Genomic DNA, 14446 nt, shown 5'->3' with positions numbered 1-14446 from the left:
TGATGGTTAATGGCTCAGAGGATAACTGGCGGCACCGTGCCGATAATTAGTTTCGAATTCCCGAGAGGGGATTTTATGACATTTTGAAAAGGTTGTTATTTATAAATGTTTTTGGGGCTGCCGGCGATGTATCTTATTTCTATATTTTATCAGGATTGAGATTCGGCGCCTGGCTGCCGCGTATAACCCTCGCGAAATTGCTTTGGGGAACAGCCGGCGATGCGGCTGAATGCCGAACTAAAAGCGCTTAAGGATTGAAATTCGCCCTGTAAGGCAATCTCGCCGATTGTCGACGTACCCGACCAGAGCGCATCTTTCGCGAGGGTAATCCGCCATTGCTGAAGGAGATTCGATAGCGCAGATGTCCATTATTGTGCTGAACCGATGGGCGAAACCGGAGCGTGACGGCCCGCATTTGCGGGCAAGCAAGCCCACTGACCACGAATGCGACGGCATCTCGTGAACTGCGATAACGGCAGGGTTCTGGCAGTCGTGAAATCAGGTTCAGTCAACCAGATCCTGCAGCTCTTTGGCCGTAACGTGGCTCGATAGGGCGCTAAGCTGACCAAACAGCGGGTCCCATTCCTGAATATCCAGGTGCGCGATAAGATCCTGGCGCATAAAAGGATCCGCATTCACCATATCCTGAACGTCTTCCACCCTATCGGCCCTGAAAATCAGAAAACCCGCTCGTAGCGGGGTGTTCTTCAGTGGTCCCGATGCAATAAGTTTGCCTTTTTGGATAAGATCCTTCAGGTAGATTACATGCTCCCGAACAAACGTATTCCACTCCGTACCTTCCGGATGGTCCATTCTTACAATATAGATACCCATAGTCTGTTCCTGCTCGATGGTGAAGAAACAGAAGCATAATGACCGCTGACAGTATTTAAAATAGGCTGGTATTGGGTTGTGAAACAATCAGGAGTTGTTAATGCTGGATAAACTTACCGGTCTTCGCGTTTTTGTTGCCGCGGTGCGGGAAGGCTCTTTTGTCGCGGCGGCAGACAGGCTGGGGATGTCTCCGCAAATGGTGGCTCGCCATATCGCCACGCTGGAAAAACAGCTGTCGGCTCGTTTGCTTAACAGAACGACGCGCAAACACAGCCTTACGCCTGCCGGTAGCCAGTACTTTCGGCGCTGCGAAGCCATTCTGCAGGCCATTGATGATGCTGATAGTGAAGCGAACGGAGCGGCTGAATCCCTTTCCGGAATGCTTCGCTTAAATGCCCCGGTCACGTTTGGACGCTATGCGCTGGTGCACTTCGTCAGCCAGTTTCTCCAGCGCTATCCGCAACTCCGCGTTGAGCTCACGTTATCTGATGAGGTCATCAATCCGGCTGCTGAAGGATGTGATGCTGCGATCCGCATCGGCGAACTTGACGCCAACCTGCGATTAGCAGCCAAACCGCTATCCGCATATCGGCTTATTGCCTGTGCGGCCCCCCGATACCTGGAAAGGCGCGGTTGGCCACTTCATCCCGCCGATCTCGCCGATCACGAATGTCTGGGTTTCTCCCCGTGGTTTGAGGGAGCAACCCATCGCTGGCCCTTCTACAGCACGAAGGGGCTCATTGAAGTCGAGGTGACTTCACGGCTGATCGTTAACGACTGGGGCGCCATGCTTGAAGCCGCGTTGAAAGGTGTTGGGGTTCTGATTGGTTATGAAAAGGGGCTTGAGCAGCCTATTAAGGAGGGGCGATTAGTCGCTATTCTGGCTGACTATACGTTTCCCGAACGCACGATGAATCTGCTGTACGACCCTTCGCGGCTAAAAGAGACGCGTTATAGAATTCTGGTTGATGAGCTCAGTGACTATTTTAACTAACTGCTACCCCGGAAAATAAAACACCTGACAAAATACATCAGGTGTTTTGGTCGTTAAAAAATATTACTCTATATCCGGGTTTGAGGAGTGGATGAGTTCTTCAGCACTTCAGCTGTTGCGAACAATTTTTTGCGCTCCTGAGACATTCATTTCCGCCATTGAAGAGGCGGCAGCAGTAAGAGTCAGTAATATTACGACGGTAATATATGATTTTCTCATCGAGCGCTCCTGAATCCAGGCTTGATGAATAATTCGGCCGTTACCAATGATCATTAAGTAAATAATTACAATGACTTATTGCTTTATAAAATAAAAATCCGCTGAGTGTGGTAAAAAAATTTTTAGTCGTTAATATTACAGTTGATTTTGATGTGGAGATGTTATCGACCATTTTCTCTTTTATGTGGAGGTTATATGGAGAGTACGTGGAGAAGTGTTAATAAATGAAATCATCCTCAGGCAACGAAATAAAAATTGTCCTGGCTGAAGATGATCGGGATATCGCCAGGGCGCTGATGGCGTATTTACATCGCGAAGGCTTCATTGTTTTTCATGCGGATGATGGTGTTAAGGCGGTTAATTATATACAGCAGCATGAGCCAGACTTTATCATCCTCGATATTATTATGCCGGGCAAAGATGGCTGGGCCGTTTTAGAAGAGGTCCGCAGATTCAGCGATGCGCCGATAATGATGCTGACCGCGCTGGACACCGATGCCGATAAGGTTTACGCGCTGCGCACCGGCGCGGACGACTATGTCATAAAACCGTTCAATCCGAGTGAGGTGATTGCGCGTATCCTCGTGATCCTGAAGCGACTGCGTCATCATACCAGGGATGATGTGCGCAAGATTTACCAGACTAAGCATATGTATATCAATCAAATGACGCACCAGGTGCTGGTTGGCCCCGAACGCGCCGATATTTCTAATCTGCTGACGTCCACCGAATACCGCATTTTGCTGCATCTGATTCGCTACCCGAAGCGGGTGTTTAGCCGAACCGAGATACTCGACGCCTGCTTTGCCGAAAGCAGCGCGGGGGAGCGTACGGTTGATAGCCATATCAGTAAGTTACGTAAAAAGCTGGAAAAAGTAGGCGTTAATTTTGTACCTGAGAGCATTCGCGGCTTTGGCTACCGACTGGGGGATTAACGCGTGAAAAAGTATAGCATCCGCTACTGGCTATTTTTCTTCTCAGTTAGAGTGGCGAGTATCAGCATGATCATTTCATTTCTGGTCTGCTACCTCTATTCATGGATTGTCAACGGCACGGCGTTTGAAACAACCACAACCAGCGATTATTTCAACGCTTTGATTGCCATCTTTATCGCCATTGCCATCGCCATCGGCCTGTCGCTGCGCTTTATCAGCGGCATGATCACGCCTATCTCCTCGATTGTTGATAGCGCTCGCCAAATCGCCGAGGGTAAGCTGTCGGCTCGTGCCAGCACGGGAAAATATCACATTACTGAAATGGATCATCTGGTCAGCGATTTCAATCATATGGCGGAAAAGCTCGAGCGGATGTCGCTGGATATGAAAGAGTGGAACGCCGCCATTGCCCATGAGCTACGTACGCCGGTCACGGTGCTCCGTTCTAATTTGCAGGGTATTCATGACGGCGTCATCCAGCTTGATAGCAGCAATCTCGCCGGGCTGATTAAGCACACCGACAGCCTGATACACATGATTGAGGATTTGCGTCTTATCAGCCTTGCTGATACCGGTCAGCTGCGTCTGTTCCGCGAATTTGTTGATCTGAAAAGTGAAATGTACGATCTCCTGCTCACGCTGCAGCCGCAGTTTGCCGGGAAAGGGAAGGAGCTGGTGCAGCAGCTTGACGATATGACATGCTATATCGATGTTTTCCGCATTAAGCAGAGCATTTTGGCGCTGCTGCATAACGCGCTGGATTACTCGGCCCAGGGCAAAGTGGCGGTCTCCTGCCGTCGACAGGACGGTAATATTGAAATTGTGGTGGAGGATGAAGGGCCGGGGATCGCATCCGCACAGCGGGAAAGAATCTTCGACGCTTTTTATCGTGCGGATAACGGCTCTTCTTCGCCCGCTGGCGCGTCCGGGCTAGGTCTGTCGGTGGTGCGAGCCATCGCCCTGGCTCATGGTGGGCAGGTCTTCTGTGAGCCCAGCAGGCTGGGGGGCGTCAGTTTTCGCATGACGTTGCGGGACAGCTAGCGGCGGCCTGCGGGCATCCTGCGTATTTGTTCTATTGCCGTATGACGTATCAACGATCGGCAGGGCTTATATATCGGGTATCCGCGGAGCGAGCCGGGAGTGGTCCCTATTCCGGGCCTCTTTCCCGCTATTATCTAACGTGATGGCTTCAATCCATCAGGTAGCGCCATTTCACCATCTTTTCACCGAGGTCGATGGTCTCGCCATCCACGCTGAAGCGGCCATCGCCCTGATGGTGGATTAGGCGCACGTCCTGGCGCGCGGCGTCAAGCCATATCCGGCTGACTTCCAGCACCCACAGGTTGTAGCGCTGCGCCCAGCTATCGTCGACGACCCGGCACTCCAGGTTTGCCCAGCATTCGCGTACCAGCGGCGCATTGACCGTTTGCGCGCTGGCGGGCGTCAGGCCGAAATGCGCAAATTTGTCGAGCGTTTCTCCCGAACAATTGCCGATGTCGACCGTTATCTCTGCGAGGTCCGCCGTTGGCACGGCCAGCACGCACTCGCCCGTATCGGACAGCGCCCGGTGGCTGTAGTCCCAGGGGCCAATAACCACGCCGACAAGGGGCGGCTCGTGCTGCATCATCATGTGAAAACCCACCGTCATGAGATTCGCTCGACCTTCGGCCGATCGGGTGGACACCAGGATAATGGGTCCGGATTCAAGAATGCGGTACGCTTTTTCCGCGGGCAGGCTGTCAGGCATGATATCTCCTCCAGAGCGGCAGGCTCGGGGGCAGTGGCTCCCCCGAAGCGCGGGTTATTACTCGGTAAAATCCGTGGCGTCGGACGCGTTTCGCCACACCTCCAGGTCCCGATGAACCGCCTGCATTTTCTGCTCCGCCAGGGCGATGGCGATCTGCCCAGCGAACAGGTGCACCGGCGGCTCGGCGGCGCTGGCAGCCTGTAGGATCAGGGCGGCGACCTTATCGGGATCGCCCGCCTGCTTCCCGTCCAGCCCGTTGAGATGCAGATCGAGCGAGGCCTGGGCCTCGGCGTATTCAGCGATTGAGCGCTGAGCCACGACCAGCGTATTCCTGGACAAAAATCCGGTGCGTACGGGACCCGGATAGACCACCGTGGCCTTAATGCCCAGCTCTGCCAGTTCGGCAGCCAGGGTTTCGCTCAGGCCGGCCAGCGCGAACTTGCTGGCAACGTAGCTGCCCCAGCCGGCATAGCCTCCCTGAAATCCTACTATGGACGCCACGTTGAAAATGTGGCCGCTACGCTGCTCGCGCATGTGCGGCAGGGCATGGCGCAGAACGTGCAGGGGGGCGAATACGTTGACCTCGAAATTGCGCCGCAGCTCGGCGTCTGTCAAGGCTTCGATCGTGCCCTGCTGGCCGTAGCCGGCGTTATTGACGACGTAGTCGATGCGGCCGAAGACCGCGATGGTCTTGTCGATCGCCGTTTGAACGCTTGCTTCGTTCACCAAATCCACCTCCAGCCCCAGCAGACTGAGCGCCGTCATCGCCGAATGCCTGGCGCAGGCTGGCCAGCGTGCGAGACGTCGCGGCTACCGCATCGCCTTGGGCCAGCGCCTGACGGGCCAGCGACAGACCGATGCCGCGTGCGGCACCGGTGATGAACCAAACTTTTGCCGGGTATGTTTGTTGTTGCATAGATGACAACTCCTGATGCTGAAAAATGCGTGGCATGGCTGAACGGCGTAGTACCGCTACTGATACCGGTAAGTACGACTATCCTGACGGTTGCGGATACGGCAGGTTTGGCACCGTCCTTGCCCGTCTTCGACCGTCAAAGGGATCGCCGTGGGATATTGAACACGCTGGTATCATAATGAGGGGGGCCTGTGCGCATCAGGTCTAAGCCTCTTGCGTCCTTGCCTAATCCTATTCGGCGCATTGATCTTTACGTATTCAAAGGGCAACAATACTCGCGGAAAGTCAGTTGAATAGGTCTACTCCATGTCAGAAAGACGACCCTGCGTATCCCTACAGTCCGAAATGGTGGCGCTGATTCGGCAGCTTGCCCCGTACGAAGGGCATACCCGTACCCTGCTGGATGGCGTGCGCCTGATCCGCGCCGATGAGGCGTTGCCCCGCACGCCCGTGCTCTATGAACCGAGCATCGTCATTGTCTGCCAGGGACACAAGCGCGGCTATCTGGCCGATCGGGTCTACCGCTACGATCCTCTGCACTATCTGGTGCTGTCGGTACCTCTGCCGTTTTCAAGCGAGACCGATGCCAGCCCGGAAGAGCCGTTGCTGGCCGTCACCGTTCGTCTGGACATGACCGCCGTCGCGGACCTTGTCATCGCGGTAGATCAGCACCCCTGCGCGGCGTACGGCACGCCTGTCGGCATTGTCTCGACGCGGCTGGACGACACGCTGGCAGATACGACCGTGCGCCTGCTGCGGGCTCTGCGCTCGCCGCTTGAAGCCCGGGTTCTGGGGCCGGGCATCGTGCGGGAGCTGAGCTTTCGCGTTCTGCTGGGCGAACAGGGAGGGGCGATCCGCGCCGCGCTGGCCTGTCATGGCAACTTTGGTCGCATCGCGCGTACGCTACGGCGTATTCACAGCGACTACGCCCAGCCCCTCGACGTGGCTTTACTGGCGCGCGAGGCGGGCCTGAGCGTGCCGGCTTTCCACGTGCACTTTAAGACCGTGACGGCCACTTCGCCCATTCAGTACATCAAATCGGTGCGGCTGCACCAGGCGCGATTGATGATGATCCGCGACAACGTTACCGCCGCGGGGGCCGCGGCCCGGGTTGGCTATGAAAGCGCATCGCAGTTTAATCGTGAATTCAAACGGCTATTTGGCCGTAGCCCGGGAGAAGAGGCGCGTAAAATGCGCTCAGCATTTGCCTTGATGGAGCCCGCTCAGCTTGAAGCGGCCACGTCGACGCATTAGTCCGCAAGCCTGTATGTCTTTGCTGCCGCTTAGCAGACGAGGGGCACTCAGGTTATCGAATGGATGATTTTACTTCTGCGCCGGGGGCCGTTTTTACCGTGAAGTTCGCGAGATAAGGAACAGAAATAGCGGCACCCCGAGCATCGCCGTCAGGATGCCGACGGGGAGCTCGCGCGGCGTAAACAGCGTGCGGGCGAGGGTATCGGCCAGCACGGTAAAGATAGCGCCGCACAGCATGGATGCCGGCAGCAGCGCGCGATGGCGGTGGCCAATGAGCATGCGGGCGATATGCGGTACGGTGAGCCCAATAAAACCGATAGCCCCGCAGCAGGCGACAACCACCGCCGTTAACAGGGTCAGCAGGCAGTACAGAGCCAGCTTGATCGTGCCGACCTCCACGCCGAGCGACGCCGCCGTCGTGCCGCCGAACGTCAGGACATCCAGCTCTATTGCCCGCCACCAGCAGATCAGAAATATCGGCAGCAGCGCCGCCGCGCAGAGCGCTACCTGTAGCCAGGATGCCTGAGCGAAGCTCCCCAGCAGCCAGAACATCACGCCTCGCGTGGTGTCGGCATCCGTTTTCCATAGCGTAATCAACGATGTGGCCGCGGAGAGCAGCTGCGTCACGGCGACGCCGGTCAGCACAAAGCGGCTGGACTGGCCGGATAGCGATTTACGCGCCATCAGCAGCACCAGCGCAAAAGCCAGCATGGCGCCGCCGAACGCGCCGGCAGGGACCGAGGCCCACCCCACGCTGAGGCCGAGCGCAATGACCAGCACCGCCCCGAGGCCCGCGCCGGATGAAATGCCCAGCACCCAGGGGTCGGCAAGGGGATTGCGGGTCAGCGACTGGAGAACCGTCCCGGCCAGCGCCAGCGCGCTACCGGCGAGGGCCGCCAGCAGGGAGCGCGGCATGCGCAGGGACCAGACGATCCGCTGATGAAGCGTTCCCGCCGTATCGCTATGCCAGTAGCCTGCCAGCACGGCGTGCGCCACCTCCTGCATGGAGAAGGTCACCGGGCCGTACATAATGGCCATGCCCAGGGCCAGCAGCAGCGCCGGAAGCAGCATGGCGAGGCGCAAGGCGGGGGAACGCAGCATGATTATTTCCAGCCGGCGACGATATAGTCATCGAGGAATTGCCACAGCGTGCCGGTTTCGGTAAAACCGGCCTGGCGCAGGGCGGCGAGCTGGAATTCTACCGTGGTGGCCAGCGGCGTCGGGCGGTCGGTAAAGACGGCGGCGCGCGCATCGAGTTGCGCGGCCAGCTCGGGATAACGACTGGCCGCGGCAAACCAGCCGTCCCAGTCCTGCACGCCGGCGGCCCAGGCCTTTTCCTGGGTGCTGTCGTCATGAGTCCGGGCAAGCAGCGTCTGACGCGGGCTACGCTGGTCAAAGCGTTGGTGGTCGGCGTTGATGAACATCCCGCCGTCATCCAGCAGGTTAAAAACGTTGCGATACAGCGCCACCTGCTGCTCCGGCAGCAGCCAGTGGATGGCGGTGCTGGAAACCACCGCCTGGGGCCTGTCGGCAATAGCGGCGAAGCAATCCGCCGCGGCGATATCGCCGCTGAGGAACTGAATGCGCTCCTGGTATTCAGATAACGCTTCTTTGGCCAGCGTCAACAGCAGCGGATCGAGGTCAATGGCCGTGACGGTTGCCGCCGGAAAACGTTGCAGAATACGCAGGCTAAACGAGCCCGGGCCGCAGGCCAGATCCACCGCGTGGAAGGCTTCGCCATAGCTCATCGCCAGCACTTCCAGCGCGGCGCTATAGCGCGCTTCGCGGTGGGCGATGTAGGCGCTTTGTTGTTGATCCCAGTTCTTGAGTAATTCGCGGGCGGGAAAAGTCATGGTTGTTCCTTAGCGTGTATTTGCATGACAAGTCGGTGAAGGGCCAGCACCGAACGCGCGGAAGCGTCCATGTCGTAGCCGGGTAAAATGATGTAACGCTTTGCTTTCACCGCCTTCATGCCGGCGGTGAGCGGGTAATGTTCCAGAAAATCGATTTTGCTGCGGGCGCTGTCGCCGGCGCCGCCCCGGCGCAGATCGCCCAGAATCAGGTAGTCGGGATCTCGTTCGGCGATCACCTCCCAGCTCATGGCGGGCCACAGTTCCTTGCTATCGGAAAAGATATTTTTGCTGCCGATGGTTTGGGTTAGCAGCTCCGCCGCGCCATGACCGCCCGCCACATAAGGGGTCGCGGTCCCGGAATACCACCACATCAGCGTTCTCGGCGGCAGCTTTATGCGGCTGTCGGCGGCGACCCGCTGCTTCAGATCGGCGATCAGCGCCTCGGCGCGCGGTTCTACGGCATAAATACGCGCAATATTGCGCAGCTCGGCATAGATGCTGGCGAAGGTGGCGGACGCAGGGGAAGCGCTTTGCAGGCCATTGCACATCCCTGCAATCAGCCAGCTGGCGATGCCCCATTCGGCCATCCTTTCCCGACCGGCGGTTTCCGGGCTGTTAAACCAGTAGTAGCTGCCGGAATAGATAAAATCTGGCCGCAAGGCCAGCAGGGCTTCCGCCGACCAGGGGGCATCATCGAGACGCGCCGCTAGCGGTTGGTACCAGGGAGACGGCGCGCTATCTTCATCCGGCCGGTAGCCGACGGCGCTGATAATGGCATCCCCCAGGCGCAGCGCGAGCATGTTTTCCACCGCGGTAGGCATATAGACAATGGTCCGCTGTGGGACATGCGCAAACGTCCAGGAGCGCCCGCAGTTTTGCAAGGTCACGGGATGAGCAAAGCTGGCAGAGGCTGCCAGCAGAGCGAGGTAGGCCAGGCGTCTCATCAGAAGCGCATGTTGATATAGGCTTCATAAGTGCGGCCTGGCGCAATCATCTCCTGCCCGGCATAGGTTCGCTGCCAGGTATAGAAACGATCCGTCAGGTTACGCACGCGGGTGCCCACGATAACGTCCTTCAGCACGGCATAATCGGCGTTCAGGTCGAGAGTGGTGTAATCCCCCATTTTGTTGGTGTTGGCGTCATCGTTATAGCTGCTGCCCACGTAGTGGAGCTGTGCGCCGAGACCTAGTTTATTAGTCGGCATATAGCGCCCGGCAAGGTTCGCGGTCCACTCTGGAACGTAGCGCGGCCGGTTGCCGGAAAGGTCCTGCGCACCCTGTTTGAAATCGTCAAAGCGCGCGTGGGTATAGGCGGCATTACCTGTCAGGGTGACGCTATCCAGCGGCTTAAGCGACCCGCTTAATTCGATGCCGCGAGAGGTCTGCTTGCCAACCGCGTTCCAGACTTCCGTCTGGGTTGCCGACTGCTGGTAAAGATTCTTTTTCTGCAGATCGTAAACGGCGAGCTTGATTGCGCCGCGCTCGAACGTTCCTTTTATGCCCGCTTCATATTGGCGAACGGCGGTAAGCGGCAGCGACGTCTGTTCGGGGCTGATAAAGAAGATATCGCTGCCGGGCTCTTTGCCCGTGGAATAGTTGGCATACAGCGTCCAGCTATCGTTAATGGCCCAGCTCGGCCCCAGGCCAAAGCTTATGAAGCTATAGTTCCGATCGCGGGTTTGATTATCCTGCTGATAGTGCCAGTGCGTGTCCAGATTGGTGTAGCGCGCCTGGCTTAACAGGGCGACGGCATCGGTGATATTCAGGTTGTCTTCCAGCAGCAGGGCATACTGATTCTGGGTGATATGGCGGATGGGCGAGCGCATCTTGCCGCCGGCGCCGGCGCGGAAATCATTGGCGGCCGGGTCGGTCAGCAGAACATCTTCCCCGCCGGGGAAGCCGTTGGAGTAGTACTGGAATTCACGTTTTGAAAAATCGACGCCGGCGGTCACGCGGTTGGCGAATGACGCAATCGGGCGATCCCAGGTGACCATGGTCCGGTTGCCCGTCAGCTTGTCATCGTGCGCAATATCGCCATAAGAATCGCGGGTTACGTAGCCCGCCTTCTGCGCCTGATAGTAGCGCTCAACGTTCTGCCATTCGCGGAAGCCTTTGTAATAGTAGAACTGGTTTTCAAAGGTCAAATCAGGCGTGGCGAACCAGGACTGGGTTGACTGGAATGAGGTCGCCTGGCTGCGGATATGCGCATCCTGAAGGTTGTTGTAGTTCACATGACGTAAATCGCGATCGACTTTGCCATTGATAACCGGCGTGCCGAAGTAGGGATTACGCATATCCGTTAAGCTACGGTCGATATCAAAGGTTATCTGGGTGTTCGCGGTCGGCGTCAGCAGGAGCTGCGCGCTGACGCGTTCCGGACGGTTTCGCTCTTTCTCAACCTGGGTGCCGGTACTGGCGGCGCTGACGTCCACGCGGCCGGCGGCCATTCCCTCAACCAGCGTTCCTCCCGCGCCGATATGGGCGCGATGGCTGTTATAGCTTGACCAGCTATAGTCGGCCTCCACCGGCTGGCGGCCAAAGGTGGCTTTACGCGAGGTGAGGTTGACGCTGCCGCCGGCGGAGCTCAGTCCGTTCAAAACCGAGCCGGTGCCGTAGAGGATATCGACGTTTTCGTAATGCACCGGATCGGCAATTTGAATCGTGCTGCCGGGTACCGCTACGCCGTTTAGCAGCCAGGAGACGCCGGAGAAGCCGCGCAGCGAAACGCTGTTTGCGAGCGTTGGCGAGCTGGTGCCGGACATCCCCGGCGCGCTCTCGACGACTTCGGTGAGGGTCCGTTTCCCCTGCGCTTTGATGGTTCTGGCGCTGAGGGTTTCCGTATGGCGCGGCGTCTGTTTATCGCTCAGACCGAGGCGCGAGGCCGAACCGGAGGAGAGAAGCGCAGAATCGGCCAGGGCGGCATCGTCGGACGCGCCGCTGCCGGTGACCACCAGGGTTTCATCTGCTGCATAAGTCAGAGGTGCAATGTTTACTGCGACTGCGAGAGCCAGCAAAGAGGGCTTAAGTTTCATCGTTCGCCATCAAATTATTAAATGTTATGTTATAATGTCACATTTAATGTGAGAGAAAAAAAGTAGGTCAATGCGATTGGGTGAGAAGAGGGGGTTTTGGGGATTTAATTAACAACGGCAACAGAGCCGCCGGGAAACAATCGGTTTGCCGGAGAATTGTGACGTTTCCATTGGCGTAATAAGATCTTTTCCCCGTAGGCGTTAACCCAGGAGTATTGCCGGGGTCTTTGAAAAGCGCCCGTCGTGAGCAGAGGAAATGTCTACTGGGGGTCAGTCCATAGCAAGCCTGATGGCGACGGGATAATCTGATACAGGCTCGTCTATTTGCTAAATAGGCATTTAAAACATCGCTGGTCTTGATATTAAGATGGCCCTCCTGGCACCCATAAAGGCCCATCGATATATGCCTGATGCAGAAAATCTTGATATTGAACTCTTGCGTACCTTCATCGCGGTAGCTGATTTGCACACCTTTAGCAAAGCCGGTATCCGGTTAGGCCGAACGCAGGGAGCGGTAAGCCAGCAGATGCAACGTCTTGAGACGCTAGTCGGCACCACGCTGTTTGAAAAAGAGGGCAGAACAAAACGCCTGACGCAACAGGGGCAGCAGTTGCTCAGCTATGCGCGTGACCTGTTATTGCTCAACGATGATGCCATGCGTTCATTAAAAGACAGTCGTTTCACCGGCGTGTTGAGGATTGGTTCCCCCCATGATGTTGCCGACACCTTACTGCCGCCGCTACTCAGCCAGATCGCCCGTTGGGCGCCTTCGCTTAATATTGAGTTGGATGTGGGCCGTAGCCCGTTTTTGATGGAGGCGCTGCATCGTGGAGAAGTGGATATGACCATTTCAACCCGCTTCGATCCTCAGTTGGAAGGCGTTCTGCTGCGCACTTCGCCAACGGTCTGGATCTGTTCGGCGCAATACCAGCATCGTCCGCATGCGCAGGTGCCGCTTATTCTGGCAGATTATCCCAGTATTTTTCGTCGTGTTGCTATCGAGGCGCTGGATGCCGCTCAGGTTCGCTGGTTACCGGCATATACCACATCCAATCTGCTGGGGATCAAAGCAGCGGTTAAGGCCCGGCTCGGCGTCACTGCCCGCAGTATTGAGTTACTGGATAGCGATATGCGTGTCCTTGGTGAAAGTGATGGTTTGCCGCGCTTACCGGATACGCAGTTTTATTTGTGGGTTCGCCCCGGCACCAGCCAGACGCTGGTGAAACAGGCATTTGAATTAGTCGCCAGTGGGTTCAGGAACAACTGATAACTATTAGATCGCTTATAAAATACATTAGTATTTTTGATGGTTTGTGATGTTGAAAAGTCCGGGTTATTTTAAGTAATTTGTTTATATTTAAAGAATTACACATCATTCCTTATGGTCGTCATTTTCCCATTCTCTGAAAAAGCATAAACAAATCTCAAATTCTCATTTCTGCCTGAAAATAATGCTCTCTAGTATCTGCCCATCACCTCACCAGAACCGGGCCGATAATGACTTCGCTTATTTCAGATGTTCATGACGTATCACCGGCAGATATTGCGGGTAGTCCACTATATACCGTGCTCCAGCAGCCTTTTTTATTGGGGTTGTTTCTACCGATTCAAAACGGAGGCTGGAGCCCGTCGCAGCTGCCACGCACCACGGACTGGCGCTTTGATTACAACAAGCAACTCACTCTTGATGCGGAGGCGTTAGGATTCGATCTGGTGTTCGGCCTCGCCGAGTGGAATCCGAAAGGGGGATATGGCGGCGATATCCGTTATCGCGAACACAGCATCGATCCGTTTATGACCACGGCGGCGCTGAGCGCGGTCACTTCGCGCATTCTGCTGATCTCCACCTTGCATATTCTCTACGGGCCGTGGCATCCCTTGCATCTTGCGCGTTTTGGCGCATCGCTGGATTTAATCTCCGGCGGCCGCTGGGGGCTGAATATGGTCACTGGCAATCAGGATAGCTATGCGCGCATGTTTGGCACGCCGCAAATCGAACATGATACGCGCTACCGCATGGCGGAGGAGTTCGTCGATCTGCTCAAACGTTACTGGGTTAACAATGATCAGGTCACTTTTCATGGTGAATTCTGGTCCAGCGAAGAGGGCTGGGTGACGGCGAAACCGCGTTACGGACGGCCATTGCTGGTCAACGCCACCGGTTCGCAGGCGGGAATAGATTACGCTGCTCGTCACTCCGATCTGGTGTTTATCACCAGTCCTGCGGGTGCTGAGATTGAAGCGGCGCTGGCGGCTTTACCTGCACACACCGCGCGCGTAAGGGCGGCCGCCGCATTGCAGCGGCGTACGTTGCGCACGCTCATCAATCCGATGATCATCTGCCGCCCGACGGAACAGGAGGCCTGGGATTATTATCGCGCTATTGTTGCGGCGCAGGACTCCGTCGCGGTGGATAACTTCTTCGCCTCTGCGCAAAAACGAGACAGCCAGGCGTTTCTCGGCCATCAGCGCGACCAGAAAATCGTCGGCGGGAATATCCAACTTGTCGGTTCGCCGGAGCAAATTGTCCAGTACCTGATACGCCTGCATCAGGCGGGCTGCGATGGCGTGCAATTGACGTTTTATGACTATGCGCCGGATCTTGCTTACTTTGGCGAGGCTGTCCTGCCGCTGATGAAACAGGCGGGGTTGCGTCTGTGAAG

15 protein-coding genes, 1 tRNA gene and 1 pseudogene are annotated in these 14446 nt (G+C 56.6%); 8 read left to right on the top strand and 9 right to left on the bottom strand.

The window, feature by feature from the left end:
* Positions 1 to 149: 149 nt before the first annotated feature.
* Both ABOC21_RS23080 and ABOC21_RS23075 read right to left on the bottom strand, forming a co-directional pair.
* Positions 150 to 329, bottom strand: coding sequence for a helix-turn-helix domain-containing protein (locus ABOC21_RS23080; protein ID WP_426815567.1), 180 nt, complete (start codon positions 327 to 329; stop codon positions 150 to 152).
* A gap of 175 nt (positions 330 to 504) precedes the next feature.
* Positions 505 to 834, bottom strand: coding sequence for a YciI family protein (locus ABOC21_RS23075; RefSeq protein ID WP_426813405.1), 330 nt, complete (start codon positions 832 to 834; stop codon positions 505 to 507).
* Between the two features lie 100 nt (positions 835 to 934).
* Here ABOC21_RS23075 and ABOC21_RS23070 point away from each other — a divergent pair, with 100 nt between their 5' ends.
* The 3 genes from ABOC21_RS23070 (at position 935) to ABOC21_RS23060 (ending at position 4023) form a co-directional block, all read left to right on the top strand.
* Complete coding sequence (locus ABOC21_RS23070) at positions 935 to 1828, top strand: LysR family transcriptional regulator (RefSeq protein WP_426813404.1); 894 nt, start codon at positions 935 to 937, stop codon at positions 1826 to 1828.
* A 443-nt stretch (positions 1829 to 2271) separates the two neighbouring features.
* Complete coding sequence (locus tag ABOC21_RS23065; protein ID WP_426813403.1) at positions 2272 to 2982, top strand: response regulator transcription factor; 711 nt, start codon at positions 2272 to 2274, stop codon at positions 2980 to 2982.
* Between the two features lie 66 nt (positions 2983 to 3048).
* Positions 3049 to 4023 carry an ATP-binding protein gene (locus ABOC21_RS23060; RefSeq protein ID WP_426813402.1) on the top strand — a complete coding sequence of 325 codons (975 nt, stop codon included), beginning with the start codon at positions 3049 to 3051 and terminating at the stop codon, positions 4021 to 4023.
* A 148-nt stretch (positions 4024 to 4171) separates the two neighbouring features.
* Here the strand turns inward: ABOC21_RS23060 and ABOC21_RS23055 are convergent, their stop codons facing one another.
* Together ABOC21_RS23055 and ABOC21_RS23050 are read right to left on the bottom strand one after the other, a co-directional pair.
* Positions 4172 to 4630: a flavin reductase family protein gene (locus ABOC21_RS23055; protein ID WP_426813401.1), complete on the bottom strand. Its 459-nt coding sequence runs from the start codon at positions 4628 to 4630 to the stop codon at positions 4172 to 4174.
* 156 nt (positions 4631 to 4786) lie between these two features.
* Positions 4787 to 5494, bottom strand: a complete 708-nt coding sequence (locus ABOC21_RS23050) for an SDR family NAD(P)-dependent oxidoreductase (protein ID WP_426813400.1) — start codon at positions 5492 to 5494, stop codon at positions 4787 to 4789.
* 457 nt (positions 5495 to 5951) lie between these two features.
* Here ABOC21_RS23050 and ABOC21_RS23045 point away from each other — a divergent pair, with 457 nt between their 5' ends.
* On the top strand, positions 5952 to 6899 hold the full coding sequence (locus ABOC21_RS23045) for an AraC family transcriptional regulator (RefSeq protein ID WP_426813399.1): 948 nt from the start codon (positions 5952 to 5954) through the stop codon (positions 6897 to 6899).
* Positions 6900 to 6992: 93 nt separating this feature from the next.
* Here the strand turns inward: ABOC21_RS23045 and ABOC21_RS23040 are convergent, their stop codons facing one another.
* From ABOC21_RS23040 to ABOC21_RS23025, 4 genes are read right to left on the bottom strand one after another with little or no spacing between them, the layout of a single operon-like run.
* A complete protein-coding gene (locus ABOC21_RS23040) occupies positions 6993 to 8000 on the bottom strand; it encodes a FecCD family ABC transporter permease (RefSeq protein WP_426813398.1) in 1008 nt (335 codons plus the stop codon).
* 2 nt (positions 8001 to 8002) lie between these two features.
* The gene (locus tag ABOC21_RS23035; protein WP_426813397.1) at positions 8003 to 8752 is read right to left on the bottom strand and encodes a class I SAM-dependent methyltransferase; all 750 of its coding nucleotides are present in this window, start codon (positions 8750 to 8752) and stop codon (positions 8003 to 8005) included.
* A complete protein-coding gene (locus ABOC21_RS23030) occupies positions 8749 to 9696 on the bottom strand; it encodes an ABC transporter substrate-binding protein (RefSeq protein WP_426813396.1) in 948 nt (315 codons plus the stop codon). Before ABOC21_RS23030 ends, ABOC21_RS23035 begins: the two co-directional genes overlap by 4 nt.
* Positions 9696 to 9956: a hypothetical protein gene (locus tag ABOC21_RS23025; RefSeq protein ID WP_426815600.1), complete on the bottom strand. Its 261-nt coding sequence runs from the start codon at positions 9954 to 9956 to the stop codon at positions 9696 to 9698. The genes ABOC21_RS23030 and ABOC21_RS23025 overlap by 1 nt, the downstream gene beginning before the upstream one ends.
* Before the next feature lie 408 nt (positions 9957 to 10364).
* Between ABOC21_RS23025 and ABOC21_RS23020 the strand changes: the two genes are divergently transcribed.
* Both ABOC21_RS23020 and ABOC21_RS23015 read left to right on the top strand, forming a co-directional pair.
* Positions 10365 to 10454, top strand: a tRNA-His gene (locus ABOC21_RS23020).
* 102 nt (positions 10455 to 10556) lie between these two features.
* The gene (locus ABOC21_RS23015; RefSeq protein ID WP_426813395.1) at positions 10557 to 10682 is read left to right on the top strand and encodes a hypothetical protein; all 126 of its coding nucleotides are present in this window, start codon (positions 10557 to 10559) and stop codon (positions 10680 to 10682) included.
* A gap of 699 nt (positions 10683 to 11381) precedes the next feature.
* On the opposite strand, the pseudogene ABOC21_RS23010 reads toward ABOC21_RS23015, so the two are convergent.
* A pseudogene (locus tag ABOC21_RS23010) lies at positions 11382 to 11783 on the bottom strand (TonB-dependent receptor plug domain-containing protein); the annotation flags it as partial.
* A gap of 403 nt (positions 11784 to 12186) precedes the next feature.
* Between ABOC21_RS23010 and ABOC21_RS23005 the strand changes: the two are divergent.
* Positions 12187 to 13050 carry a LysR substrate-binding domain-containing protein gene (locus ABOC21_RS23005; RefSeq protein ID WP_426813394.1) on the top strand — a complete coding sequence of 288 codons (864 nt, stop codon included), beginning with the start codon at positions 12187 to 12189 and terminating at the stop codon, positions 13048 to 13050.
* 320 nt (positions 13051 to 13370) lie between these two features.
* A complete protein-coding gene (locus ABOC21_RS23000; protein WP_426813393.1) occupies positions 13371 to 14444 on the top strand; it encodes an LLM class flavin-dependent oxidoreductase in 1074 nt (357 codons plus the stop codon).
* Positions 14445 to 14446 lie beyond the last annotated feature (2 nt).

Source organism: Klebsiella sp. WOUb02 (assembly GCF_050058015.1).
Lineage (GTDB): Bacteria > Pseudomonadota > Gammaproteobacteria > Enterobacterales > Enterobacteriaceae > Klebsiella.
Note: the sequence above shows the minus strand (reverse complement) of the source record. Positions and strands in the feature narration are given on the sequence as shown.

Bases quoted from the DNA above. Each gene is read 5' to 3' on its own strand.
- ABOC21_RS23065 (WP_426813403.1), top strand. From the start codon at position 2,272: ATGAAATCATCCTCAGGCAACGAAATAAAAATTGTCCTGGCTGAAGAT.
- ABOC21_RS23025 (WP_426815600.1), bottom strand. From the start codon at position 9,956: ATGCCGACTAATAAACTAGGTCTCGGCGCACAGCTCCACTACGTGGGC.
- ABOC21_RS23045 (WP_426813399.1), top strand. From the start codon at position 5,952: ATGTCAGAAAGACGACCCTGCGTATCCCTACAGTCCGAAATGGTGGCG.
- ABOC21_RS23040 (WP_426813398.1), bottom strand. From the start codon at position 8,000: ATGCTGCGTTCCCCCGCCTTGCGCCTCGCCATGCTGCTTCCGGCGCTG.
- ABOC21_RS23015 (WP_426813395.1), top strand. From the start codon at position 10,557: ATGGCGGATGGGCGAGCGCATCTTGCCGCCGGCGCCGGCGCGGAAATC.
- ABOC21_RS23035 (WP_426813397.1), bottom strand. From the start codon at position 8,752: ATGACTTTTCCCGCCCGCGAATTACTCAAGAACTGGGATCAACAACAA.
- ABOC21_RS23055 (WP_426813401.1), bottom strand. From the start codon at position 4,630: ATGACGGTGGGTTTTCACATGATGATGCAGCACGAGCCGCCCCTTGTC.
- ABOC21_RS23070 (WP_426813404.1), top strand. From the start codon at position 935: ATGCTGGATAAACTTACCGGTCTTCGCGTTTTTGTTGCCGCGGTGCGG.
- ABOC21_RS23060 (WP_426813402.1), top strand. From the start codon at position 3,049: ATGATCATTTCATTTCTGGTCTGCTACCTCTATTCATGGATTGTCAAC.
- ABOC21_RS23075 (WP_426813405.1), bottom strand. From the start codon at position 834: ATGGGTATCTATATTGTAAGAATGGACCATCCGGAAGGTACGGAGTGG.
- ABOC21_RS23005 (WP_426813394.1), top strand. From the start codon at position 12,187: ATGCCTGATGCAGAAAATCTTGATATTGAACTCTTGCGTACCTTCATC.
- ABOC21_RS23050 (WP_426813400.1), bottom strand. From the start codon at position 5,494: ATGACGGCGCTCAGTCTGCTGGGGCTGGAGGTGGATTTGGTGAACGAA.
- ABOC21_RS23030 (WP_426813396.1), bottom strand. From the start codon at position 9,696: ATGAGACGCCTGGCCTACCTCGCTCTGCTGGCAGCCTCTGCCAGCTTT.